Here is a 26,911-nt window from a genome sequence, read left to right on the forward strand (position 1 = left end):
AATCAATGGGTCAGCTGGCAACGCTGTCGCAACCACTCTCAACTCTTGTTCAGTGCGCTTGAGAGATAGCCAGACACCAGCCACCCACCTCGATAATCTTTACCACTGAGATGAATGGACGCTCTGGTAAATTGGAAAGCGCAATCTTACAGGAGGAATTTGTGAATCGACTCTTGGCTGTAATCCTTCTTCCAGCGATGGTAGCTTTTGCCGGCGATCTTCCAAGCAAGAAGTATCTAGATCTTGCCAACATCAAGATCATGGTTTCTGCAGCGGAGGCAAAAGCGAAGGAGTTAAATGTTTCCGTAACCATTTGCGTCGTAGATGAGAGCGGCAACCTACTTTTTTTGGAAAGGGGTGAAACAGCCTCGCTGAATACGATTCAATTTGCTCAAAGAAAGGCACGCCATGCAGCTTTCTACGGCAAACCGTCCAAAGAAGGAGCGGACACGATAAAGAATGGCAATACGGAAGCGCTTGCATTCCCAGAATTTTTCCCAAATCAAGGAGGGTTGCCGATTAAGGTCAATGGCCAGCTTTTGGGCGGGATATCCGCGAGCGGCGCCAAATCGGAGGTTGACGAAGCCATTGCGCAATCCGGTCTCGACGCGCTTCTCAAGCAATCAAGATCTGATTGAGATGGGCTCTGAACTTCCGCCGATTTTGGCGAGCACAAACCGAATTAGCGGCGCTCAAATATGGCTACTGACTAGCCAGCATCAACGATGCCGAGCCAGTGAGTTCATGCGGACATGAGCCGCCGTAGGCGACAGGCGATTGCGAAAGTCAAACGCGGCCCGTGCATTTCTTCGTACGAAGTAGCCTGGATCGATCGGCGGGCATTTGATGTGACGATCCCCTATGCCCGCGGCCAGATTGTTTCGTTGAACATGACCATCGTACCGAAACCGTCACGTTAATGAGAATCAGCTTCTCAACGCCGGGCGCCTGGACTTTCAATAAACCAAATGAACATTTTTGGACCAAAATAATGACGTGTCTTGCTGCTTTTGTCCTAGGCTGGGGACTATGTGGGACGGCCATTGCACAGAGTGCTTCGCTCCTAGTGCTTTCGAAGCGCGATCACACGCTAGCAATTGTGGATGATGTGTCATTATTGCCTCCCAGCTAACAGGTATCAATCTCACTAACGACTGAGGCGTATAGCAAACTGCGCTACTCTAGGGTCAGTCGTCGTAGCCGAAATCGTGCCAAACGCTGCTGTACCAAATGATCCGTTCGGCTGTGCGAAGCCAGGGGTGTTGGTTACGTTGAACAGCTCTGCCCTAAACTCTACATTCGTTTTTTCGCCAAAAGCCGTATGCTTTACCAGCGCCATATCTAGATTGCGGTAAGCAGGTCCGCGCACTGGGTTCCTTGATGCGTTGCCGAATGTAAACTGCGGGGCCGCCTGAAATGCGGCTGTATTGAAGAAGCGCTGCGGCGTCCGCTCATCCGCAGGAAGAGCAGACTCCCCAACAATCCGCGGCCGCTGCAGCACAACGCCAGCAAAGCTGTTATTGTTGGTCGCCTGAGTAACTGTTACCGGCATACCGCTCTGCAATGTCATAATGCCGTTCACCGCCCATCCACCCAGGGCAGACGTCAACATCCCATGCCCACGATACTTCGGCAGGTCATAGACCACCGACAGGCTCGTAACGTTCGGCATATCGCCCTGCGACGAATCACGTTCCAGGTAGGGACGATAGGTGTCTGCCGCAACCAGCGACGACGTATTCGGTGACGACAACACTGTCGACGAAAACACGCTCGACGCATCGTCAATTAGCTTTGAGTGCGTGTAAGCAAATAGGAAGTAAAGCCCGTTTAAAACCCTCTGTTCCGCCTTCACCTGAAGCGCGTTGTAGTTAGATGTCCCCGTATTGTTGCGATACGTCGCCACATTCTGGAAGCGGGGATATGGTTTTAGCAGCTGCGCCCGTGCGATCGTGGGCGTATTCAGAGTAGAGCCCGCGGGCAACTTCCCATAGTACGGATTCGTAACCCGCTGCGTCAGCGTGGACCCCTGCGACAACTGGTCCGCCGTCAACTGGTTCAGATTCGCATCTGGGATCCCCACATGCACGATATGCGATCCGACATATGCAATTTCCACCGACAAGCTGTTTGTGATAGCACGTTGTACTGCAAGATTCCATTGCTCGCTATAGCCTGAGCCTGCGCTCTTATTTACGGTGTACACGCTCTGCCCCAAACCCGCATCCGGAGTCGTTCCTACCGGATTCACCGTTGGTCCACTGCTTAGCCGGAACGCACCCGTATATCCGTCTTGCGTCCGTTGCTGCACGTTCTGGATGAACGGATACTGTGGTGTCGTAAACGGAGTCGTAATACCCGATTGGTCAATAAACACTATGCCGAACCCGCTGCGGATCACCGTTTTCTCATCTGGGGAATACGCGAACCCGAGGCGCGGGGCCACATTGCCCCAATGCAGCTCTCTTGCACTGCGCGAGTTCCCATTCACGCCCAGGTAGTCCAACTGCTGCGTCACCAGATTGAACACCGCTCCTTGATTCGTCTTTTCGGTTGACGGCATATGCAGTGTCCACCGAGCGCCAATATTCAAAATCAGCTTCGGCGTCACTCGGTAATCATCCTGCGCGAAGAACTCATGGATATAGTCGCGGGGACGAATCGTCCTCTGTTGCAGATCGATCGAAAAGGTATCCACCTGACCTAACAGGAAGCTCGCAAACGAATTACCACCTGCCGCAATTCCAGTCGAGCCGTTGTTTGTTCCCGTCGTTGTAAATGCGAACGACCCCGTCGGATTAGGTGGAGAAATGGCATTCAACTCGTACCGGCGCAAATCCATACCGGCCTTCAGAGAATAGTCCCCGTGCGTCCATACCACCATATCTACAAGCTCGCCGACTGCCGTTTGATACCGTGATGAGGCGCTTGCCACCGAACCCAGCTGCTGCAGCCCTGTAAACGTAAAAAGCGGCAACGCATCGTTGAACGCCGCATTCGTCGGAATACTTGGAATCCCAAGCGAAGATCCTGCGGTTCCGTTCACGGCCGCACCTAACTGCGAATTGCCTCTCCGCGTATATCCAAGCCGGACCTCGTTGAGCACGCGGGGCGAAAATGTATGCGTCTCATTCAGCACGACTTGCTGGCCCAGAATATTTGTCAGCGACGTCACATTGCCCGTACCCAAAATCGATCCTGAGATCGCACCAGACCCATCCGGCAACGGAGTAACCGGATTCTCCACCTCATGGTAGTACGTGTAGCGCGCGAACCCCCGATCATGTTGCCCGAAGGCGCCGTCAACGCGCGTGTCGAACTGATTCTGGTGATCGTCATCATTCGCCGTCCGCGTGTAGTTGTTTGCACCATTCTGATTCGGCAACGGTATTCGAGAAAGCAGCGCCAGAGCGGCCGGGTCCATCGGCGATGTAATCCTATCGTTAGCAAAGCGTGCTCTCGTCACATTTCCGTTCACCACCGTCGTCGTTGTCGGGTCGTAAATCGCTGCGACCCCACTGAAGTTTCCCTGTCGCATCGCCAGAGTAGGAACGACGGAATTCCGTGTCACACCCACCAGTTGTTTGATGCCTTGGTAATCGCCAAAGAAGAACAAGCGGTCATGCAGAATTGGCCCACCAATGGTTCCGCCATATAAATTCCTGCGATATTTCGGTTTTTGTACACTCGCGCTCGCAAAGTAGTTACGAGAATTCAACACCTCATTGCGGAAATACTCAAACACGCTTCCATGAAACGCATTCGACCCGGACCTAGTCGCTACATTCACCACACCGCCGTTGAAGCGCCCGAGCTCAGCCGGTACGTTATTGGCCGCGACTGTGAACTCTGCAATCGAATCAATGATCGGGAAAAACGCCACCTGTCCTGGCTCCGGCTGCAAGGCAGAGATGCCATCGAACAAATACTCATTAGTCCGGGGCCTTCCACCATTGATGCGCGGCAGCAGCGTGCCCGGAGGCAACTCGACACCGGGTGCCATCTGCGTCAACTGCACGAAGTTTCGTGAATTCAAGGGCAAAGTCCGCACCGTCCCACCCGGGATCGTCGTCGAGATGTTGCTCGTCGCGGCCTGTAGCAACGGCACATCCGCATCTACCTCTACACTATCGTTGCCAGTTGCCAGAGGCAGCGTGACGTCCACGCGCACCGTCCCTCCCGTCGTCACCGTAACGCCTTTGCGCGTGAAGTTTGCGAACCCCGCATGAGAAACCTCAACCGAATAAATCCCTGATGTCAGCTGCGAATACGAGTACTCGCCCGTCGAGGTTGTTGCCGTCTCCAATAGGACACCTGTCGCGTTTGCTGTCAGGACTACCTTCGCTCCGCTTATCGTCGCGCCTGAGCGATCGGTCACCTGGCCACGCAGCTCGCCCATAACCTGGGCTTCACTATGGACGCAAAGAATAAGCAGCACTGCTAAGACGACAGGAAACAAAGATTTCAGGCGCATGGTACGAATATATACGTTTAAAGTCGTATAAATCTAAGCAGCCACCGATGTCGTCTACTTGGCAGATCTCTGGTGATGCGGAGCGTTGCGAGCGTGATACTCGTCAGAAATCAACTTCATCCACTCGCTCAATCATCACATCGGTCGCCTCCATCTATAACGCCGCACGCATCAGTTCGGCGACGCCGACCGATGGATGTGTATCGTTAAGCTGGATCGTGCAGCGACGATGGAAGGTATCGATGGAATGGCCGGAGTCGATATGGCTTCGGATCATCGTGTCCTGTGACGAGCACGAAAAGTAATGCTGCTCAAGGCGAAACTGCCCACCGTGGATGTCTTCGTCGTCAGGATACAGGGGCTTGTAAAGGTTTTCGGCGAAGATTTTGGCTCCCACGGTACCTGGTAATCCCCGCTGTTGAACCGACCGAGGCAGAAGGACTCGGTGGCCTTGGACTTCCACCGACGAAGCGTATTTGCGATGCCGGAGCGATATCCTAAATCGCCGTGTCGGAGGGGATCCCTCTGACCACTACGTCGGCTATCCACTGGACTTTGTCGATCCAGACTTGCACCACAGAAAACAGTGCAAATTTGTATCTAGTGGGTCATTGCATAGAGCACATAGTTCACTCCGGTCTGCGTACCCATCACGGAGAACTTCGCCGGATACCGAGGATCGTCAAGAAACTCCCAGGAGTCTCCAACATTGGAGTTTAGCGTGAAGGCTACCATGATCCGGCCCTTATCATCGTAGATGCCCTTCCAGTGCGCAACGTAACCGTCCTTCTTATGCCCTTCGGCAAGGTGCTCAGCCCCCACAATTTGGAAACGATTGTCGAGATTGAAGAAGGTGTGAAAGATGGGATCTCCATCAGAAATGTCGACCAGCTCACGCTCTGGAAAGACCATCTTCATCGTCTTCTCAAAGTAAGCCTGTTCCTCGCTGCCGTGACAGTCATCGGCCATAAAGAAGCCACCGCGAAGGAGATACTCTCGCAGCTTCTTAGCCTGCGTTTCGGTGAGCCCCCATTCGCCGACTTGAACGGCATAGATGAAGGGCCAGTTGTAGATCTCGTCGCCATCATCTGGATTCACCGCTTGCTCCACTGATCGCACATCGACGCGGGTAAGTCGGCGCATAGCCCTGGCAAAAGAGCGATCGGCTCGCGGATAATCCTGCGTCCAGAGGGAAAGCCCCTCTTGCCAAGGTCCGGTAAACCGGCCGGTAAGTTGATATCCATCAAGCGGGCCACCAGGAAACATAAGGCGCGCAAAAACAAACTCAGCCGGTTTGTTCCAGTCCGGAGGCAGAGGTATATAGTCGCCATACTCAACCGACGGATACTCCCGGAAGGGTTCCTGAGCACCGATAGCGGCAATGACGGCGCCGGAAGCAGCGAGAGCACAGGTGAACAGCATCAGCTTCTTCATCGCCCTCCTTACAGGGTGTAGCAGAAAGACGTATGACGAACGGGCCTTCTGGTTTGATGGTCTGAGCAGCCCTGAGGTTTGAAAAATTCATTTTGGGCCGAGCCGAAAAACATATTTGTTCTTAATGCGACCCTGCTTTCCGGTTCCGTTTGATGAGAAGTATACGAGGCGGCGGCCAGGGCGATTCACATAGTCTGAGTTAGGAACATCGGGCTTGTATTTAGCAACGCTTCCTTTTGGACGATAGACGAGCTTCCCTCTCAGCCCTACAAACCTACGTTCCAGATGGAAGCAGATCGGCCCGAGGGGGCTGCAGGGAGATCCCAATTGAAGGGGTCACAGCGTTGCCCCATCTCACTAGCTCAACTTATAGAAACGAGCCGCGTTCGAATAAAAGATATCCCGCTTCTCGTTCGGACTCAGGAATGGTGCGGAATTCACCGCATCCACGGCCATCGCGATTCCCTCAGGCCAGTACATCTGGTCGGTGCCGAACATCAACCGCTTGCCAAAACCGGCTCGCATGAGAGAGTGCATGTAGGCGTGAAATTCTGCACGTGGGAGCAGCCAGTCGATCGCGCCTAGGTCCGCGTTGACTTGCGGATAGTGGAAAAGAATAGAGATAGTGTCATCGAGATATGGCCAGCCAGCGTGCATGAGATTCAGTCGGAGCTTCGGATAACGATTGAGGGCCTCTTCGACCAGTCCGGGATTCCCAAGGCGTGCACGAGCTGTACGGCAGCATGGATCGAACGACATTCCTGGCGGCATGGTTCCTGTGTGCAAAGCGACCGGGATATCCAATTCTTCCGCAAGCGCCAGATATGGAGCATACTTCGGGTCGTCAAGGGTAAGGCCTGCATATTGTGTAGTCACTTCACCCAAAACACGCATACGACCTTCTGTGAAGGCGCTTCTAAGAACACTTAGTTCGGGCAGCGGAGTATCCTCAGAGCCACGTACACCAGCCCCCGGGATAATCCTGCCCGGGTCCGCTTCGTACCAGGAGATGGCTGCAGCGAGGCGGTCGCCGTCTCCTCCGCTAACGACTGCTTTGACAATATTCAGTCGCTTCATCTCCGCAAAACAGGCTGCCCTGTGAGCGGCTCCATCCTTGAGCTTTACTGTCTTCCCTGTAACGGGATTCGTTGCGGCGGGAATCGGTGCGTCGGAAGGATACGCGTGCACGTGCACGTCAATTATCGGCAGCCGATGCAGCGTCTCGGCGAATGTTGAAGGAATCAGACTGATTGCTGCCGAACTTGAGCCAAGCTGCAGGAACCGGCGTCGGTCAATGGTCATCTTTGTTACTCCCTGCAGAAGGGTACCGCATTGGGGAGGAATCCACAGTTACCCTGCGGGTAACGCGCACATGCATTTCCATGAGAACAGACGCGGATGACGGAACTGGTCAGTAATGAGGAACGCCTATGTTGAGTAGAAGTACCCGAGGTGAGTTCACAGCCGACGCCATCATCACAGCAGGTATCGACATTGGCTCCCTCCATGATGGCTTCTCTTCCTCTGCTTCCCACTTCGCATCGTCACGGTTGGTGTCCCTATTGGGATGATGAACGTCGCAAGTAGGATTAGCGCATACCGACCTTGGCACTTAAGGGCGTTCACTTTGTTGAATCCACACCCCAGCGAATCTTCCAACCATCCAGCGAACTGGCGTCACTGGTCCACTTTTGCGCCTCGCGCGTCAAAGAGTTTGACGCCAGATATTGCTGTATCGTGACATCTTGCGCTGGGTCAATCAGGGTGTCGTCCGTTGCCTCCTTGGTCCCCTAGAGGTCGGATATGCGGAAGGGGTTACCCTGCGGTAACCCCTTCGTTTGCGGAGTTGAGGTACCCAGCGACGAACTACGCCTTGCACAGATCGTAGCGATCGAGGTTCATGATCTTGCTCCAGGCAGCTACGAAGTCCTTCACGAAGATCTCCTTCGAGTCAGCCGATGCGTAGACTTCCGCAATAGCCCGGAGCTGAGAGTTGGAGCCGAAGATCAGGTCCACGCGAGTGGCGGTCCACTTCGTCTCACCCGTCTCCCGATTCAATCCCTCAAACAAACCTTCCGAAGTGGAAGATGCCTTCCAATCGGTCGCCATATCGAGCAGGTTGACGAAGAAGTCATTCGTCAGGGTTCCAGGCTTGTCGGTGAAGACGCCTTCCTTTGCGCCACGGTAGTTAGCGCCGAGAACGCGCAGTCCGCCGACGAGGACGGCCATCTCCGGCGCCGTCAGGGTCAGCAGCTGAGCTCGATCGACAAGGAGATCTTCGGCACGCTTGGTGTGGCCGAGACGGAAGTAGTTGCGGAAGCCGTCCGCCGTCTGCTCCAGGGGAGCGAAGGACTCAACGTCGGTCTGCTCCTGCGACGCGTCGGTGCGGCCGGGGGCGAAGGGGATGGTGACGTCGACTCCGGCCTTCTTCGCGGCGGCTTCTATGGCAGCGTCACCGCCGAGGACGATGAGGTCGGCGAGCGAAACCTTCTTGCCCGTTGCGTTGAAGTCCTTCTGGATTCCCTCGAACGTGCTGAGAACCTTCGCAAGCACGAGCGGCTGGTTGACCTCCCAGTTCTTCTGCGGCTCGAGACGAATGCGTCCACCATTCGCTCCACCGCGCTTATCAGAGCCGCGGAAGGACGAAGCTGCCGCCCAGGCGGTGGAGACCAGCTGCGAGGTGGAGAGACCGGAGGCGAGGATCTTCTCCTTCAGTGCGGCGATGTCCGCTTCACCGATGAGTTCGTGATCGACGGCGGGAACGGGATCCTGCCATATCAACCGCTCCTTGGGAACCAGGGGACCAAGGTAGCGGTCGATGGGGCCCATGTCGCGATGTGTGAGCTTGAACCATGCCCGGGCAAAGGCATCGGCGTACGCGGCGGGGTCCTTCTGAAAGCGCTTGCCGATCGTTTCGTAGGCAGGATCGAACTTGAGAGCGAGGTCCGAGGTGAACATCATGGGCAGGTGCATCTTGCCCTTGATGTGCGCGTCGGGGAAGTTGGCTTCCTCGGCCACGGCGTACCACTGCCACCCCCCGCCAGGTCCCTTCTTGAGCGCCCAGTCGAAGTTGTAGAGGTTGTCAAGGTACTCGCTGTCCCACTTGATGGGCTGGCTGGTCCATGCGCCTTCGAGGCCGGAGGAGATGGTGTCCTCGGCATTGCCCTTGCCCTTGGTGTTTTTCCAGCCAAGTCCCTGCTGCTCGATGGGTGCGCCTTCGGGTTCGGGTCCGACGTTGGGGCCAGGATCGTACGCACCGTGGCCTTTACCGAAGGTGTGTCCGCCGGCGATGAGCGCGAAGGTTTCCTCGTCGTTCATGGCCATGCGGCCAAAGGTCTCGCGGATGTCTCGTGCGGAAGCGACCGGATCGGGCTTACCATCGGGGCCTTCCGGGTTTACGTAGATAAGGCCCATCTGCACGGCCGCGAGAGGATGATCGAGATCACGCTCACCCTGGTAACGATCGCTACCGAGCCAGGTGTGCTCCGAGCCCCAGAAAATGTCTTCCTGCGGAACCCAGACGTCGGCGCGACCTCCGCCAAAACCGAAGGTTTTAAAGCCCATCGAGTCGAGCGCGACGTTGCCGGTAAGGATCATGAGATCGGCCCAGGAGATTTTCTTGCCGTACTTCTGCTTGATGGGCCATAGCAAGCGGCGAGCCTTGTCGAGGCTGACATTGTCCGGCCAGCTGTTGAGCGGCGCAAAACGCTGCGTCCCCATGCCTGCGCCACCGCGGCCATCATGGGTGCGGTACGTGCCGGCGCTGTGCCATGCCATGCGGATGAAGAAGGGACCGTAGTGGCCGTAGTCTGCGGGCCACCAGCTCTGCGAGTCGGTCATCAGAGTGTGGAGATCCTTGATGACGGCATCGAGGTCGAGGGTCTTGAACTCTGCCGCATAGTCGAAGTCCTGGCCCATGGGATCGGCCAGCTTGGTGTTCTGGTGCAGGACGGCGAGGTCGAGGCGGTCAGGCCACCAATGCTCGTTGCGCGTTATCTTGCGCGAGTTGTGCGTGACAGCGCCATGCATGGGTGAGGCCGTCTCGGTGCTGGTGGATGGGTTGCCGCCGTGAGGCACTGGACATTTCATTTCAGCCGACATTTTCGCTCCTTCGTTCTCATTGCCGCGGAACCCTATCTATCTATCAGCCCGCCGGGGTCCATGGTTAGCGAGTTCTGGTTGTCACCCGCGGGAGGGCCACCGCCGGTCGTCAAAGATTTGCTTTTGTAGTCTTCGCCCATATTGCAACTTGTCAGTTCGGTTAGCGAGTGGATGGTATTAGCTGCGTTTTGCTTTTTGGCACGCGGCACAGATTCCTATGACATCGATAGCGTAGCGTTCCACCTGAAAGCCTCCGGGCAACCGTTGCAGTGCCGGAATGACACCGAGATCCTTTTCTTCGATGTCGGTGATGGCTTTGCAATGCGAGCACACCATGTGATGGTGAAGATGACTGTTAAGCTCGACTCGGAGAGAGCCGTGATGCATGCTGACTTCTTTTAGCACGCCTCTTTCGACGAAGAGATGAATGTTTTTGTAAACCGTCGCGAGGGAGATTGCGGGTATGCGCTTCTTGACCCGCGCGTAGACCTCTTCGGGGCTGGGGTGGCCAGGCATCGTCTGCATGACCTCGTAGAGAATTTGGCGCTGGTGGGTCGCAGTAAGCCCGTGATCCGCACAAAGTTCACGGAAAGGACGGGTCTCGACACTAGGAGAGGTCCGCATCAAGAGCTAGTAAACGATAATTATTCTTGTTCGTCAAGGCAGTCGAGATTTGGAATAGAGGAGGGTTGGTCAGCCGGTATCGCCCAGTTGCGAAGTTGCTGCTTATGCCTAAGAGCATCGGCTCCGATTAGGAAACCCCACATGTGTCAACAGAGACGTTATATGAATCTCGTCGTAGTTCCGAGAAGTGACGCGCACCTTCCTCGGAATGATCGGACCGGGGGTTGGCTTGATCGATGGTTACGTCGAGCGGCAGGCACTTTCCCGGAAACGTCTCAGACCGGTGCCTTTGAGTTGCTGTGCAGACAGGAGTAGATCGAGAGATCACCGGAGCGGCCGCCGCGCGACCTTCTCTGGCTCAACTTCGTTGCCTCTAAACAAAGGATTTGGACAGATCCATTTTCAAGAAAACTTTCTATCTTTCGCAAAATTAGGTGATGAAGAAGGCCTGGAGAACTTTACGCAAATGAGCCGCAGTAATCCCGTCAACATTAATAATAAGCAGCATAGGTGGCGCTCATATCCATCTTCTCAAAATGCCTCACTGTCAACATTGCAAGGCAATCCCACTTAGACTGGCTCAGGCGATCTCGTCTCCATCATCCAGTCTTGGAATCGTTTATCTAATCAATACTCCAGCGAGTCGTGTATCGCGAAAAGCAAAGAATACTCGGCAATAATGTACTGCCAAGTTACATTCCGGTAAAGAAATCATTCCCGGTTTGACAAGTATTCTCTCGTACCCGCAATATCGTTTTGGATGCGGCAGAGATATAGAGCGCCGCCCAAACTATCCGCCCACTTCTTCACGCGCGGATGCTTGGGCGGCGCTTATGTTTTTTGTCGCGCATGTCACGTCCACCGGAGCCCTTCTGATGTTCGTTCACCGTTTCTGCACGCCTCCCACGCAGCTGGCTACACTAGCGAAGTTTTTCATAGCACTTGCTACTATTCTGCTCACATTTCCAGCACTAGCCCAGTACACTACCGGCACGATTAACGGCGTGGTGCACGATCCGTCGGGTGCTAACGTCGGCAGCGCCGTCATCACCGCTACCTCGCGCGAAACGGGCTTGACGCGTAACGCGACCACCACACTTGATGGTGCATTCAGCTTTGCCAATCTTCCGGTTGGTAGCTACACCGTGACGGCCAACATGTCGGGCTTCGCAATACAGAAGACCGATATCACGCTGACAGCCGGCCACATCTCCCGGTGGGAACCGATGCTCAAGGTGGGCGCATCGGACCAGACGGTGAACGTCGCCGCCACATCGCTTTCATTGGAGACGGAGGGCCACCAGTTAGCGGATACAGTGATGTCGCAGGAGATCGAAAACCTGCCGGCAAACGGACGCACAGTCTTCTCCACCTTGACGCAATCGGCCAACGTGCAGGGCTACACCGGATCGGGCAACAGCCGCTCGGACATCAACTTCTTCGGTGTCACAGCCAACGCACTCACCATCGGTGGTAACGCCTATGGCATGGAGTCATTCCTGGAAGATGGCGTCACGAACTACAACCTGCTGACCAAGACGGCGAACGTTCAGCCCTCTATTGAGGGAACGCAGGAAGTCACCATCGTACGCAATGGAGCCAACGCGCGCTTCGACGAGCCGAACGTCGTAAACGTGGTGACCAAGAGCGGCACAAATCAATTCCACGGCCGGGTATATGACTATCTCCGCAACGACGATTTGAACGCCTATGTAAAGAACAACACCACCAAGGCCCAACTTCGTTATAACCAGTTCGGTGCCAACCTCGGCGGACCACTCCTGCACAACAAGCTGTTTTTCTTGTTTGACTACTCCGGCCTGAGGCAGTCGAGCCTCTCCATCCTGAATGCCAACGTGCCCACGGTGGCCGAAAAGCAGGGTGACTTTTCAGCCGACAATTTCACCATCTACGATCCCAGCACCTACAATCCCGCAACGAAGACGATCCAGCCGTTCCCTGGCAACAAAATTCCCCACATCTCCGACTTCGCAAAGAAATTTCTCGCGTATTTTCCGGACCCCACCGGCAATCCGAACGCCGGCTATAACTACTACGCCCGCGGAGCAGCACGCACAAACTACGACCTATACTTCGGCCGCGTGGACTACATCATTGGTAGCAAAGACACGCTTCACGGTTCGTACACAACGACCAATCCCGCCGACACCTCGCCAAGCTGGGCCCTGGGAAACATCTTCAACGGGGCCTCCACGCGCGATGCGAAGAACGCCTATGCGGAGTGGACGCATATCTTCTCGCCCAATGTGGTAAACACGGGTCGCTTCGGCTACAACTACTCCGATATCGAGGAGCGAATCAGCGGCAACGGCCGTGAGAACTACTCACAGGAGTTCGGCCTGACAGCTCTATCGCCTGCACCTGAACAGTGGGCGCCGCCGATCGTTTATCTCACAGCCCCACACACCAGCCTTGGTAACGCAACCGCTCCGGACGGCGCCAGGCAGCACCTGTTTCAGTACGCGGACGAAGTGAACTGGGTGCGCGGACGGCATACTTTCGTCTTTGGTTTCCAGCTTGATCGCGTCCACTTCAACGCTGACTGGACCGTATATAACAACGGTCTCTTCCGCTTCAGTGGCATCTACACCAACAACCACGCGGCCAAGCCCGCGGGTGGCAGCGACATCGCCGACCTTCTGCTGGGCCTGCCCTACAACGCCGAAGCGGGCATCGGCGCCTCTACGGCCGCTCTGCGGCAGTACAACTTCATGCCGTATGTCCAGGACGACTGGCGCATCACCGACAAACTGACACTGAACCTGGGCATGCGATACGACTTCTACGAGGCCCCGGCGGATGCCAACGGTCACTCGCACGTCTACAACGTGAGCGACAACACAACCCATGCAGGAACCTTTCGTCAGAACTACAACAACTTCGCTCCGCGCTTCGGATTCGCATACGCGACTGGTTCCAATATGACGGTGCGCGGAGGTTACGGCATCTACTACGCTCTTCCGCTCTACAACAACTACCAGTTCCTCATGCTCAACCCACCAAACTACTACCTGCAGAACAACACTTATACCAACGCGCAGGTGGTGCCCACCTATGATGCCTTCGATCCGCATCCCACATCATCTTCGCAAGCACCATACACGGTAGCCTTGAACAATCCCACGCCGTATGTGCAGCAGTGGAATGTGGCGGTGCAGCGTTCTATCGGTGCGCTGACTGTGATTCAGATCTCGTATCTTGGCAACAAGAGCACACATACGCAGATTCGTCATAATCCCAACCAGGCCTCGCGTCCGACCGATTTTAACAATCCTGGAACCCTTCAGAGCCGACGTCCTTACGCGTGGGTAGGCGATGTGCTGGAAGCCTCCAATCTTGGGGCCGGCAACTATAACGGCCTCGAATTGGAGTGGCGTGGGCACTTCCGCAATGGAATCTCCTTCAACGCCAACTACGTATACTCCAAAGCAATGGACATTCTGACCACCGAGGAGCTTTACCCCGCATCGGGCACTGATCTTAGTCGCGACTGGGGCCCAGCCGACTACAACCAGAAGCACGTGGTGAAAGTGAGCGGCGTTGCGCCGCTGCCCTTTGGCCGTGGCCGCCGCTGGGCCAACCAGAATCCTATTCTTGACGAGACCGTTGGAGGCTGGAATCTGAGCGGCGTCCTCTCAATGAACGGAGGATTTCCGTTCTACATATCCGCAACGGATAACTCCAACTCCGGCGGCTCGCATGCGTCCCGCGCCAACCAGACCTGCAATCCAAAGCTGGACCATCCTACTATCAACCGCTGGTTCAACACCGCGTGTTTCGTGCAGCCCGGCCCTTACGAGCTTGGCAACGAACGCCGCAACAATCTGATCGCTCCGCGCAATACAGACACGAACCTGTCGCTCTCGAAAAACTTCCCAACATTTCGAGAACAGTTCCTGCAGTTCCGCGCGGACATCTTCCATGCGCTCAACCATCCACTGCCAAACGCTCCGGCCGCGACGGTGGCAGCAAACGTGCCGACCAACTTCGGCGTGATCTCATCGTTCGGAGGCAGCAGGGCTGTTCAGCTTTCGCTCAAATACGCCTTCTGAGATACTCACTGTCCGAAAAGAGGCACCTAGCGGATGGCCTCTCTTCGCTGATGCGGATTAAATAAGCGACGGGGAGAGTAACACAGGGAGGCGTGACTTGGCCAAGCTGAATAGGGCCGAAACCGGAGCACACGACACGGATTCAGCCGTAACGGTTGTAGCTCAATCCGCTCCCGGAAAAACTACTTACAGTCACGAAATGGGGCTCGGATCGTATGCGCCACGATCCGAAGCCCCAAGTACTCAACTGCGCGATATCAAGAGTCCTCTTGGAGCGAGACCAACCAATGTTCTCAGGGCAGCTCCCACACCCACAAGACCGACGATTTCGCACCCCGCACGACACCATTCTCCGGAGCGGCGTACAATGCGGTGTTGCCCTGGAGCCCTGGATTCCCGACCGGCATCGCGATGTACTGCTTGCCGTCCACCATGTAGGTGATCGGAAAAGCATTCGGGATGTCGTTCAGGCGCCCACTCTCCCATAGCACCTTGCCGTCTTTGTCGTCGAACGCACGGAAGTAGCGATCCGGGGTTGCCGAAAACACCAGACCTCCCGCGGTCGTGAGCTGGCCGGACGATTGCGGGACGCGTGTCCGAATATCCCACACTAATTTCTGGGTATTCAGATCCAGCGCCAGGAAGCGTGCCGGTGTGTCGCCCATCTTTCCCATGCACGTATCGTTGATCGGCAGGTAATATCGGTTAGTCGACGGACTATATGCTCCAGCCGGGAAGTTTCTGGCACCGGCATTGGTCGGGCAGCGGGTGACGCCCGGCGGCGGCGGTTCAGGAAGTAGCGTCTTGACACCGGTTACCGGATCGATCGCAGTGGCTACATTCTGCGCGCCGGGATCGACCGCGAACAGGAACTTACCGGTCGCGGCATCCACAGCCTCGAAGATCGCCGGCTTGCCGGCAGTGATCAACGCCTTGTGTCGCTCTCCCCGAACGGTGACCGGCGCAAGGATATGCTCAAAGGCATAGTCCATGTCGTACGGATCGGACGGGATATGCTGGTAGTACCAGACGAGCTTGCCGGTGTCAGGGTTAAGCGCCAGCGTGGCGTTCATATAAAGGCCCAACGCACCGAAGCTTCCACGAGTCACCGTTGACCACGGCGACGGCGAACCGGTGCCCCAATAGGTCAGATTCAGCTCCGGGTCGTACTGCCCAACCTCCCAGATAGCGCTACCGCCGCGCTTGTCGTCAGGCAGATTGTTCCAGGTGTCACCGCCCGGTTCGTTGGTGTGTGCAACAGTATTGAACCGCCACAGTTCCTTTCCGGTCTCAAGATCGTGGCCGGTGACGAAGCATCCACCTGGGGGAAAATAGCCTGCGACTTTACCTCCTTCACGGTTGGCGCTCCCTGGCGAACAGTTGCCGGCGCCAATGAGCACTTTATCCTTCACGACCAGCGGGCCGCTGTTGTACGTGCGCTCGCTCTTGTAGTCATCGGTTACGACATCCCACACCTTCTTGCCGGTCTTGATGTCCAACGCGATGAGGTGCATATCGATCGTACCTACGATGAGCTTGTTGCCACCGATCGCGAGGCTTCGCTTGGTCCGATAGAAGCCCGGCAGCGACGGGTAGTCACTCGGTAACACGTAGTCGAATTGCCAGAGCAGGGTGCCGGTCTTAGCGTCGAGCGCCTGAATCGTTTCGCCGAAGTTCCACAGGAACATGATGCCGTCGTGCACGATAGGCGTGGTCTCGTTAACAGCGTCATCGGGCGAAGCCATGCTGAAGGTCCATGCGACCTTCAGGTCCTTCACGTTTTTGCGATTGATCTGCGTCAGCGGACTGTAGGCCCAGCCGTCATACGTGCGTCGCCAGTTGAGCCAGTCACCCGGAGGAGGATTGCGCAGCATCTCATCGGTCACCGGCGTCAGACGATTGAGCGGCGCTTGCATGTTCGCATACGCTGCCTTGGCGTATGGCGAATCCATTGGACGCCGTGGTCGAAAGGGCGCCCTCGCCTGTACGGGCGTTCCGGTGGCCGGGTTCACCTTGGGAACTTCGGGTGCCTGGGCAACGGTGGTCGGGACGATGCAGGCCGCAGCCAACCACGTGCCGGCGGAACGCGCCAGTTTCATCGCGAAGGATCTCGACAAATGCATAAAGAGTGTCTCCTGAGAGCCTGCCCCAAAGATCCGGAGTCTGCTCTGTGTTTAGGAAGCAGAATGAGATGCAGGTACAGCGAACTACGGGCGCCGTTCCTTTAGGTTTGTATGTCTATATAAAGCCGTTGCCGCTGTTTTGGTTAAGGTTTTTTTGAACTGATTCCCCAGTGGAACTTAACGCTCTGAATTTGTCCCAGCGAGTGGCACATAGTTCTCATCGAAGACATAGACCTAGCGGCTTCCTCGGGGATTCGGCTGCATTTTTCAGAAAACGCTCTGGGTAGCCCTGATAGGCGGGGATAGGTCTACCTTATCGTCTGGCAGCCTGGAGCAAATCCGCCACGCATTCCGGTCGTTGAATTCGGTCTTCGAATCAGAGAACGATGAGAAGATTTGATGAGGTTGGCGTGCCTCAACTACAGTACCTTAAGATCGATGGCGGGGTGATCCGAACGATGGGTAGATTTGTCTTCGGAATGATGCAGTCTCTCGACGGGTATGTCGCCGGAGTTTACGGGGGTCCGGAGTTGCCGCCTCCCGGTCCCAAGTTACATCGCCAATTTCAACGATCACGTTCGTGGGCTCGCCGGAATTTTGTACGGACGGCGGATGTATGAAGTGATGCACTATTGGGACGGGGACAAACCGGAGTGGGACGAGCTCGCGCATGATTTTGCTTCGGCTTGGCGTTCGAAGCCAAAGTGGGTCGCGTCTCGTTCCTTGAAGTCGGTTGGCGCAAACGCCACGCTTACGGGTAATGACTTGGAAGGTTTCGCCAAGCGACTCAAAGCGGAGATCGAAGGTGACATCGACGTTGCCGGACCGGAGATCGCAGGGACCCTCACGACCTTCGGTCTTATCGACGAATACCGCCTCTATCTACGCCCGTTCGTGCTCGGCAGCGGAAAGCCCTACTTCGCCACAGCGCGCCCTCCACTCCAATTAATGAAAACCGATCTTGTAGGAGAGGACGCGACGAGATTAATTTTCGTCCCACCTGATGATTGCTCTAACAAGGAGGGTTGACAAGACTATGAAACGGATCTTCCTCTGCAGATCATCCGCCCCGTGGAAAGCGGGAGATCCCTTCCGGCCAGAAAGTAAATTTCTCGCATTGGAGGAAACAATCCAAGAATATCTTGCACTCGTCGGCATCGACGGCCAGAACGTTTTCGTGATCCTAATTCACTATGCGAGTGCAAGATTGAGATTTTCTATGGCCTCGTCGACCTCAGCTGTGCTTTTGTAGCCGACCGTCACGCAATCGACGCCGGCATTCCTGAAAGCAAATTTCATTGCTGCTTGACGATCCTCGCGATTGAACGTGCCCTCGCCGATTAGTTTCATGCTGATTACGCCCATACCTTCTTTATGAGCCTGCTTCACATGGGCTACAACTTCGTTCACATTTCCCAGGCCGTTCGTGTTGAAGTCTTCAGCGTCCATCCTGGTGCCTTTGTGATTCACGCGAATCATTGCCACGTCAAGCCACTTATTTCCCGGGACCTGACGTAATGCTGGCAGCCCGTGGACCGAGGCGCCGTGACTTGCAACGGCGCTCTTCAATTGGGCGTCCATGATTCCGTCTTGCCATCGACTGGAATCTGTCGGCCATGTCGAAGTATGCTGCCAGTGCAACAACATCACGTCGAAATATTCGGTATTCGCAAGTCTCCGCAACTCATCAATTTTCTTCTGAGGGTCCACTCCTTCACGCGTGGTTACCTTCGACATAATCCGATAGCTGTCTCGCGGAACACCTTTCAATGCCACCCCAAGCATTCTGTGCATGTCCCCGTATGATTCGGCGGTCTCGAAAAAGCGAATACCACGTTCGTGGGCGTAACGCACAAGTTTAGTGAATTGTGCCTGTCCTAAATCTCGCTGTACTTGCCCACTAAAGCTTCCGGTCCCAAATGCGAGTCGAGTGACTTTTACGTTGGACTTTCCCAGTGTGATCCAGTCCGTCGCCGTGCGGCGTTCCGCCATCAAGGGCAGTTCGCCAGTGGTGGCGAAGGCTCCAGCAATCAGTCCAGTTTTCAGAAAATGACGCCTTGAATAATGAACCATTCGAGTCTCTCCTGACAGCCTGATGAGTTCCAGTGCTAAATACGATGCTATTGATTAGGTCCTCGTTGATCCTCACATCGTCCTGTATACGATATGGACGTATTGCTATCGTAAAGAGTTACATCAGATGCTCGATCCCGATAGCTCCATTTCTTTGAGTGTTTTAGCGACCGGAAATACCATTTGTCACGCCTAAATATAATTTGGGCGGCGTTCTGAACGCGATTGGCGGTTACCCGGAGCTCCCCCTTGTGCCTGAAAAGTCGGCTTTCCGACGAGTTCCTTTGTTGATAACAGAGTAACTCACTCATTTCCATGGTCTACTTTTTGCAAAGTAGAGACTCGACGAAAGGACGCCGGCTTCAGAGGGTATCGCTTGTCCCATGACAAGCATCTCCGAACACTGCTGCATTTCTGCATCCAAGATCACTGGAGAGATGGCGACCTGATCGGCAATGTAACTTTCGATTCTCGTTGAGCGCGTTTGCGATATGCGCTAACCGAGAGGCGCCACCGGGGCTCGTCAAGATAACAACGTTATGGCGGCTGACACGAGACACAGAGTCTTATACGCGTGAATTCACGCTAATGCCATTAGAAGACTAATCGGAAGCCTAGCTGGACGGAACGCGGTCCGCCCTGTTGATAGAGCGCGCCACTTCCACCAAAACTCTGATTCAGCATCCGTGTCGACTGTCCAAAGAGCAGATCGGTAACGTTTGGATCGATATAGCCATAGTTGGGATGATTGAGAAGATTGAATGTCTCCCCTTCGAATTGAATCGTATATCCCTCGTGAAGCCGGACCTCTTTGCGAACGCCGATGTTGGTCTGCACGGTGTCGAAGCCTCGAACGGCGTTTCGCGGTGCATCCCCAGCCCCTCCGCCCTGCGGGAGCACAAAGGCAGGGTTTGCAGCATTCTGGCCACCGTTAAAAATGCGGCCACCGGGATATTGAGAGTCGTCGATGTAAAGTGGCCGATGCGCCACCCGATCGACTCCGCTGTAGTAACGCTCGCCCGTAACGGGGTCGAGAAGGCGATTGCCGAAAAGAGTAACCGGGAAGGCTGTGCGCGCGATCAGACGGCCTTCGATTCCCCAGTTTCCGAACATATACCTTGAGGTCAACCCCCTGGGTTGAGGAAGATCCCATGAGACAGCGCCCTCGGCGTTATGGCGGACATCGTAGTCTGAGTTTCCATAGACGAGTGAAAATGCCGGGTCGGTCGATCCGTATTCCAGCGAGTGCGCCCAGGTGTAAGAGGCGAGGGCCTGGACGCCTCGGGCGATCGAACGTTGAAACTTGACCTGAAGCGATTGGTAGTTCGAGGTGATTCCGTTCGGGAAGTAGGCGATATCTCCTAGCTGTGGATTGATGGGGGCGATATACCTCCGCTGCTCTTCGAGCAGCCGCGTTCCGTGCGATCCGATATAGGAGACCGTCAGCGTCTGATTGCGCCCGAGTGCCTTCTCGAGCGCTACATCCCATTGCAGGCTGTACGGCAGCTGAAGATGCTGGGGAAAGACGAACGTCGTAGAACGAGCCAGAGAGGTCGTCGCGACTGCGCTGGCCAGCAGATCGGACGTTAGAGGAAGCGATGTGTTCTGCAAGACGGTCGTCGAATGAAATCCTGCCACGGTAAATGCGCGGAAGGCAGGACGGTCTCCAGTGTCGAAGAACACGCCGGAACCGACTCGCAAGACCAACTCGCGCTCGGGGTGCGAATCCACGAGCCAGGCGAGGCCGAGACGCGGGGCAAAGTTGAACCATGACCCCTTCCATAATGGCGTGCCTCGTGGCGCTACTGTGAGCGCCGAGGGATGGGCTACATCGCCGATCGTGGTGTATGCATCTTTGCCGTCGGAGCCGTGCGGAGCCAGGTTCGCTTCAGAGCGGACCCCAAGAGAGAGGGTGAGAGAATGGGACGGCTTCCACTCGTCCTGGACGAAGACAGAGAACTGATTGAGTACAGGATGCGCTGGCTCGTTTTTCGAGATCGCTATCTCGGAGGCGATTCCATCGACCATGGACTGGCGGTCAAACAAGTATGCACGAACGGTAAGTGCAGATGGCGTGATGCGCGCAGCCAGGTGCCTCTGATCGAAACCGAATTTAAGCAGGTGCTCGCCTGCCTGGATGCTTAGGGTATCCCGGGTGTTCCATTGCGCAATTGAACTGCTGTTGCAATCGGAAGAGACGCGGCTACTGCCGACACCAATGACATCGACATCCACGTTTCCACTCATTTGGGGACACTCCGATGGCAGGCCAAGAGTTTGATTAAAGGTCTGCAAAAAGAATCCGCGAGAGAATGCATGTTGAGCAGCAGATTCAGAGTTTAATCTGTTTCGCGCAATCCCAAAGCGAAGCTCATGATTGATCTTTGAAGATGTTTGATAGTTCAACCCGAAGGTCAATGTCTGTGTTCGGATCCGATCGGTTATTGTTTGAAGTAGCTCGGTATATTGCTTGCTGTTGCTGGGAATATCCCCAAGGCGCGCAAAAAGCGACAGCCTCGGCGTGAAGACATGGTCGATGCGTACACTGGACGCATTGAGATGCGCGGGCAAGGGGTCGAGGAACCCGGTGCTCGCGGCGCCAAGACCGCTAGGCCAACCGTCTGGAGTAGACAGCTCGTGGGTTGGCGACGACAAGAAATAATCGAGATAGTAAGCGGAAGGTACAGCTTGTGCATGGACTTCAGAGGAAGGAACAAAAAAAAGAGTTGTCGGCGGCAGTTGTGTCAAATTGAGCCGTTCGAAGGAGAGAAAGAAGAAAGTCTTGTCGAGTCCATATGATGTCTTGGGAAGACGAGCAGCCCCCGAAAGGGTGCCGCCGACGTTGTTCTGAGAGAAGTTGTGATTGATGTAGTTGTGATTAATAGATTGGCTTGGAAGATCGTGTTCGAACCGCTCTGACGCATCAATTTGGTATCCCCTCCATGTCCCCAAAAAAGTTCCGTGCAGCTGTTCCGTGCCGGAACGTGTGAGGAAGGTGAACTGACCTCCGGGAGTTCTTCCGTACTCGGCGGAGTAGTTTGCGGTCAGCACGCGCAGCTCCTGTAATGCATCGACTGATACCAGACTCTGGGTCGTTCCCAGCGCCGTCGAACCGGCGGAAGAACCGGTGCTCGAGATCGCTGAGCCTTTTTGTCCATACCCTAGACTCAGGTTGGCTGAGACTCCATCGATGTAAAAGGAGTTGGCGCCTGGACTCTGTCCGTTGACACTGAAATCTCCCGGCTCGCCAGAGCCCTGTCCGGCGGCTTGGGGGGTTTGGGTGACGATACCCGGCGTCATCGAGATCAGGTCTTGAAAACTCTGGCCGTTCAACGGAATGGTGCTGACGAACCGGCGATCGACCACGGTGGCCACAGAGGCGTCATTGGTATTCGGAGCTATGCCACTTGCATCCACCGTGACGGATTCCGTCACTGGTCCGATTTTGAGGCGGACCAGAAAGTTTCGTGTATCTCCGATGTTTAGTGTGATTCCGCTGAGTTGTGTCGTCGCGAAGCCGGCGCGCTGAATCCAAAGCCGGTAGGTGCCGGGCAGAACTCCGGTCAGCAGAAATCGACCATCGTCTCCTGTCTTTGAATCGTTCTCAGTGCCTGTCTGGTCGTTCATGAGCTTGAGCTGCGCATTGGGAATCGCAGCATTCGAAGAATCTTGAACCGTGCCCACGACGGTCGCCGTGCTTACCTGAGCGGCGGCACGCAGAGTGAGGAGCAGAAGCAAGAACTTAATATTCTTCACTCCGCGAAATACGAGATCAATGGTTCTGGCCCTTTTCTTCATTTTCAGTGCTCAGGCGCCTGTCTGATGCTCTCATCTGCGGTGGAAGTTCTTGATTGAGCTTTATCAGACGCCTTCAGCTTCGAGACAAATCGACCGATCTCGACTCCTTGACGCAAAGGCATTGCACTCAATCCTGTTTCGAGCAAAGAATGCGGTGTTCCTTGGATCGTCGGTGTTGCATTCGCAGTAAACAAGATACCAAGAACTTGATTCACTTCCTGCATTCGGTCGAGGAGTTCATCCGTCACTTGAAAGAACTGATCTCCATTCTCGATCGGTGATGCCTGCAGGGAAGATGAGTTGTGAAACTCAGGATCAAGAGGTACAAGTTGTTCTGAAAGACTGTCGAGCTCACTGTTGAGGTCCGTCGAGTGTCTATCTACCATCACCGTCCAACGTCTCCGCGACGCGAGATCGAGGGAGCCCACATCTGAGGCGGAAAAGACGCTTCCAAGACGATGCAAGGCGTATGCATCCTGGAGTGCACGCTGCGATAACAAAAGCACGTGCCGTGAATATTGTTCTATCGTCGAATTCAGCTTCTCTTGAGAGGCGTCCTTCGAGGAGAAATAGGCGCGTAGAGACGGCTCAATGAGAGGCTTGGCTTCTCCAATCTCGTAGATGAGCGTATTGCTTGACTGCACTTGGTTTGTCTGACGAGTCCCTGCATTGGCCGGCTCATTGAGTTGGAGATCAAGCAGCTCAGAGCTCTCGAGTTTCTTCAAGCGTGTCACGATCTGCTGTTTCAAAGTGGGATCTGCCACTGATCCAGATATACGGAGGCGGCCCTCGCGGGTTTTTGCTACTTCGATGGGTTGCCCCACATCGGCGCCTAGCGCATATAGCTGGTAGAGCGTTGCGATCTGGAGCTCTGCGACCTGAACTCCGGTCTGGTCGAGTTCCACCGAGGAATGCGCCTCGGTGGAAGAACGGAGGCTGGCTGAAGAGCCAGACGTGGGATCGGTTAGATCGAACTTGGAATCAGGTACGGATGTAGAGGCGGTTCGCTCAAGACTTACTTGGATCAAGCGGAGTCGAAGTGTTCGTTTGCCATCACGCACCTCGAATGTCTGCTGGAAAGGCCGAAAGCTCTTATCGAGCACGAGAGTTGCCGATACGAGATGGGAGTTTTCCTTCGCCGGGAGTGCCGTCGTCAGTTCATATCCATTCGCCGTGGCAACGAACGATTCCTGACCGCCCAGCCTCCGGAACTCCACTGCCGAGAGCTCGTGCTGCCAGACATCGGATGCCAGGAGCTCATTTTGATCGTTCGATCTATTCTGCCTTTCCTCAACATGAGAATGTGTACCGTTCTTGTTATGCCATTTAACTGCGACGAGGCGATGCTTCGTGTCAAAAAGACGACGGATATACCTGCTCCCATCACCATCCTTCCAGAGTTCGATTGTGCCTCGCTGCTTAGTTCCTCCGTTGGCACTTATTTCCTCTACACGCAGGAACTGGTGCTCTGTCGATCCTTGGGATGCCACTGCCTCAACCTTGATTGACTGGTCGAGAACTGTAGTGACATCCAATAGTCGATTCTGATGGCGCAGCAGAAGATAACCCGCCCCACCAACGAACAGGAGGAGCGTGAGTGCCCAGGCCAGTACGGGCGCTGGAGTGAGTGCTCGCAGAACGCGGGTGATCTGACCATACACTGTGATTAGGCTCGCCTGGGGCGGAGCTTCAGCCATTACTTGGGGGCTTTGAGATTCTGTGTCGGTTTCGTAGGAGGTCGCGAACATGTTATCCAAAGCAAGAGCTTCGTCATGGTATGTGACCTGACTATGCAGTCCTAAGCCGTCAAACGTTACAAGAAGTTCCAGCCAGCGCGACTCGCTCAGTTGAACGCATTGTTCTAACCTGGCTGGTCCGTCGGGCGGCAGATCTTCTATCGATAAGACCGCCAGCCGGACATCTTGCTCGCTGAAAACCTCGATGAATGGATCCCTCCCCGGATCAACGATTCGTGCCGAAAGGGTGCTCTGAGACGAGACGACATCATGAGAAGCAATGATCTTTCCATTGTGAGCAATCGATAACGTATTGGGTCGATGCTCATAGACCTGTTTCCAGCGCCTCTTAAGTAATTTGAAGGCATGAATCTCCGGATCCTCTTTCGGCTTGGGTACCGGCGCATTCTCAGCGAAGCCGGTGCTGTCGAGAGGCTCGCGGTCAGCCAGCCCAGGCCGTTGAAAGTGGCGATCGATGAGATCAAGGCATCGCTCGCAGCTCACGATGTGGGAGAGCAGAGGGCAAGGAATTGGTTCCGGTTGCCGAGCAGCATAATAGGCAAGCAGCTGTTGCTCGTGGAGGCATTTACGCTGGCGTGCACCGAGGATCGCGTCGCGTAGTTCCTTGAAGAGGTCTGGCGCAGAGAGTAGCGTCCACGAACGCGGCGGAGGCGGAGGTACCTCGCGGTTGGCGATCCGAAGCTTGCCAGAGTCCTCAAGATGGGATTTTATCTCCAGCCGAGCTATCTTCAGTTTGTTGTAAATAGCCGAAATAGGGAGGCGCGCCAGTTCAGCTGTCTCCTGCCGGGAGTAGCCATGGAAGAAGTGAAGAATGAAATAACTGGCGCTCTTCGATTTCTCCTTTCGCCAGATGGAGAAATTACAGATCCGTCGGAGATCGTTCTGACGCTCAAGTGGATCCCCGGACCGCTTGGAAGTCATCGCGAAATCAAAAGAATCGAAGTCGACGATGCTGATGAAATGACTTGCTTCTCGTGAGGCACGAGCAAGACTTGAAAGGTAGATGTGTCGAAGGCAGATGTAGAGGTAACCCTCCACATTTTCAACTTCGCTGAGATCTGGTCGCTTCAACGTGAAATAAAGGCAGAGCTCCTGAACGATATCCTGGGCCTTACCGACATCACCGCGAGTCAAACTCTGCCCCCAGGCCATCAGTTGGCTGTATCGGGCTTTGAGCAAGCACTCGATGTCTACGGGCTGCGCCTGTTTACTTCGCTGAGGTTCAAGTCTCTGCATCTACCTCTATGGAGCGGGTAAAAAAGGCAAATCTACCCTATCCCTTCAAATTAATTTCGGATCGCATTTCTTCCAGAACATGGTGCGAAGGCGACCCAAGGTTATTAGCGTAACCATATTATATTCAATTACTTATATGAATTGCTCCGCAGGTAACGTCCGATTGTAAGAATTTTTGTGCCGCAAAGGGTAGATTGAGACGCCTGACTCCTCTTTATGAGTGAACGTCTCAAAGGAGTCTATTCACTTTGCAATTCCGCTTTGCCTCACTTCTGCATGTCGCACTTCCTCTGTTTATTCTGATTCAAGCCGACGCGAACAAAGCGACGGCACAAGCCCCTCAAACGCAGAGGAAGAATGTTGTCTCTGGCGTGGATGTCTCCGTCGGTATCTTCGGACAACTGACCCAGGCACGCATTCCCACCACCTCGCAGCAATTCAGCAACGGTCTCTACACGACGCAGGCATCTCAAAGCGCCTCCCCTTCCGCAGGAGTGCTGGGAACATTCCACCAACAGTTCACACGATGGATTGGCTACAACGTAAACGTCGGCTATACGCGTTTCACGGAAAACTATTCCGATGGAACCACCTTTATCCCATCGGCGACTTCGATTGCTCCAACCTCGACCTTTACGCGCGGATCGATCGGGACCAACGTTATTGAGACGACGGTTGCTATGGTGGCGCAAGGCCCACGGACTCAGCGCTTCAGCACGTTCGCTCAATTCGGCGGCGGCGGCTTGTTCTTCGTACCTTTCACTCACGTAGATGCGTACAACAAACAGATCCGCCCAACGATGGTCTTCGGTGTAGGGATGAACTACCGCCTTACAGAGCATCTCAGTCTGAGGGCTGAATATCGTGGACTGTTCTATAAGAGTCCTGATTTCGCGGCGACTGTAAATTATGCTCCAGTCACACGAATGTTTACGGTGACCAACCAGCCTGCGGTGAGTTTGACCTACACCTTCGGCGGCAGAAAATCAGTGCGGATGGCGCGTCTCTCCAAGTAGAGAGGATCTCCCGTTGTGCCCTCATTACAATCCATCAACTGAAATAGGATCACTCATGGAATTCGCATTTGGCTTTCGCTTTTCTCAACGCAGACTTCGGATGTCGTTTCTAACCTTTACTCCCATCTCCATTCTTTCTCCGCCAGGACACAGCGATGTACGACCGAGAGACTGGACAAACCAACGAGAGACTTCAAATCGC

14 protein-coding genes are annotated in these 26,911 nt (G+C 55.0%); 4 read left to right on the forward strand and 10 right to left on the reverse strand.

Annotated elements, in window-relative coordinates; all coding sequences use genetic code 11:
• Window positions 1-161 precede the first annotated feature (161 nt).
• The gene (locus AC5S26_RS11610; protein ID WP_494185052.1) at window positions 162-638 is read left to right on the forward strand and encodes a GlcG/HbpS family heme-binding protein; all 477 of its coding nucleotides are present in this window, start codon (window positions 162-164) and stop codon (window positions 636-638) included.
• Between the two features lie 509 nt (window positions 639-1,147).
• On the opposite strand, the gene AC5S26_RS11615 is transcribed toward AC5S26_RS11610, so the two are convergent.
• From AC5S26_RS11615 to AC5S26_RS11640, 6 genes are all read right to left on the reverse strand, one after another.
• Complete coding sequence (locus AC5S26_RS11615; RefSeq protein ID WP_494185053.1) at window positions 1,148-4,399, reverse strand: TonB-dependent receptor; 3,252 nt, start codon at window positions 4,397-4,399, stop codon at window positions 1,148-1,150.
• 229 nt (window positions 4,400-4,628) lie between these two features.
• A complete protein-coding gene (locus AC5S26_RS11620) occupies window positions 4,629-4,871 on the reverse strand; it encodes a glycogen/starch/alpha-glucan phosphorylase (RefSeq protein ID WP_494185054.1) in 243 nt (80 codons plus the stop codon).
• 203 nt (window positions 4,872-5,074) lie between these two features.
• Window positions 5,075-5,908 carry a DUF4159 domain-containing protein gene (locus tag AC5S26_RS11625; RefSeq protein ID WP_494185055.1) on the reverse strand — a complete coding sequence of 278 codons (834 nt, stop codon included), beginning with the start codon at window positions 5,906-5,908 and terminating at the stop codon, window positions 5,075-5,077.
• A 357-nt stretch (window positions 5,909-6,265) separates the two neighbouring features.
• Window positions 6,266-7,210: an amidohydrolase family protein gene (locus tag AC5S26_RS11630; protein ID WP_494185056.1), complete on the reverse strand. Its 945-nt coding sequence runs from the start codon at window positions 7,208-7,210 to the stop codon at window positions 6,266-6,268.
• A 564-nt stretch (window positions 7,211-7,774) separates the two neighbouring features.
• Window positions 7,775-10,009 carry a catalase/peroxidase HPI gene (katG, locus tag AC5S26_RS11635; RefSeq protein ID WP_494185057.1) on the reverse strand — a complete coding sequence of 745 codons (2,235 nt, stop codon included), beginning with the start codon at window positions 10,007-10,009 and terminating at the stop codon, window positions 7,775-7,777.
• Between the two features lie 177 nt (window positions 10,010-10,186).
• Window positions 10,187-10,633 carry a Fur family transcriptional regulator gene (locus AC5S26_RS11640; protein WP_494185058.1) on the reverse strand — a complete coding sequence of 149 codons (447 nt, stop codon included), beginning with the start codon at window positions 10,631-10,633 and terminating at the stop codon, window positions 10,187-10,189.
• Between the two features lie 875 nt (window positions 10,634-11,508).
• Between AC5S26_RS11640 and AC5S26_RS11645 the strand changes: the two genes are divergently transcribed.
• The gene (locus tag AC5S26_RS11645) at window positions 11,509-14,706 is read left to right on the forward strand and encodes a TonB-dependent receptor (protein ID WP_494185059.1); all 3,198 of its coding nucleotides are present in this window, start codon (window positions 11,509-11,511) and stop codon (window positions 14,704-14,706) included.
• Between the two features lie 293 nt (window positions 14,707-14,999).
• Here the strand turns inward: AC5S26_RS11645 and AC5S26_RS11650 are convergent, their stop codons facing one another.
• Complete coding sequence (locus AC5S26_RS11650) at window positions 15,000-16,829, reverse strand: pyrroloquinoline quinone-dependent dehydrogenase (RefSeq protein WP_494185060.1); 1,830 nt, start codon at window positions 16,827-16,829, stop codon at window positions 15,000-15,002.
• Between the two features lie 624 nt (window positions 16,830-17,453).
• On the opposite strand from AC5S26_RS11650, the gene AC5S26_RS11655 reads away from it, so the two are divergent.
• Window positions 17,454-17,858, forward strand: a complete 405-nt coding sequence (locus AC5S26_RS11655; protein WP_494185061.1) for a dihydrofolate reductase family protein — start codon at window positions 17,454-17,456, stop codon at window positions 17,856-17,858.
• A gap of 162 nt (window positions 17,859-18,020) precedes the next feature.
• On the opposite strand, the gene AC5S26_RS11660 is transcribed toward AC5S26_RS11655, so the two are convergent.
• The 3 genes from AC5S26_RS11660 to AC5S26_RS11670 form a co-directional block, all read right to left on the reverse strand.
• Window positions 18,021-18,902 carry an aldo/keto reductase gene (locus AC5S26_RS11660; protein ID WP_494185062.1) on the reverse strand — a complete coding sequence of 294 codons (882 nt, stop codon included), beginning with the start codon at window positions 18,900-18,902 and terminating at the stop codon, window positions 18,021-18,023.
• A 594-nt stretch (window positions 18,903-19,496) separates the two neighbouring features.
• Window positions 19,497-22,700, reverse strand: coding sequence for a TonB-dependent receptor (locus AC5S26_RS11665; protein WP_494185063.1), 3,204 nt, complete (start codon window positions 22,698-22,700; stop codon window positions 19,497-19,499).
• Between the two features lie 2 nt (window positions 22,701-22,702).
• A complete protein-coding gene (locus AC5S26_RS11670) occupies window positions 22,703-25,693 on the reverse strand; it encodes an RNA polymerase sigma factor (RefSeq protein ID WP_494185064.1) in 2,991 nt (996 codons plus the stop codon).
• Between the two features lie 248 nt (window positions 25,694-25,941).
• Here AC5S26_RS11670 and AC5S26_RS11675 point away from each other — a divergent pair, with 248 nt between their 5' ends.
• Entirely contained in the window at window positions 25,942-26,709 is a 768-nt protein-coding gene (locus AC5S26_RS11675; protein WP_494185065.1) for an outer membrane protein, read from the forward strand.
• Window positions 26,710-26,911 lie beyond the last annotated feature (202 nt).

This window comes from Edaphobacter sp. FHG110511_03 (genome assembly GCF_059115365.1).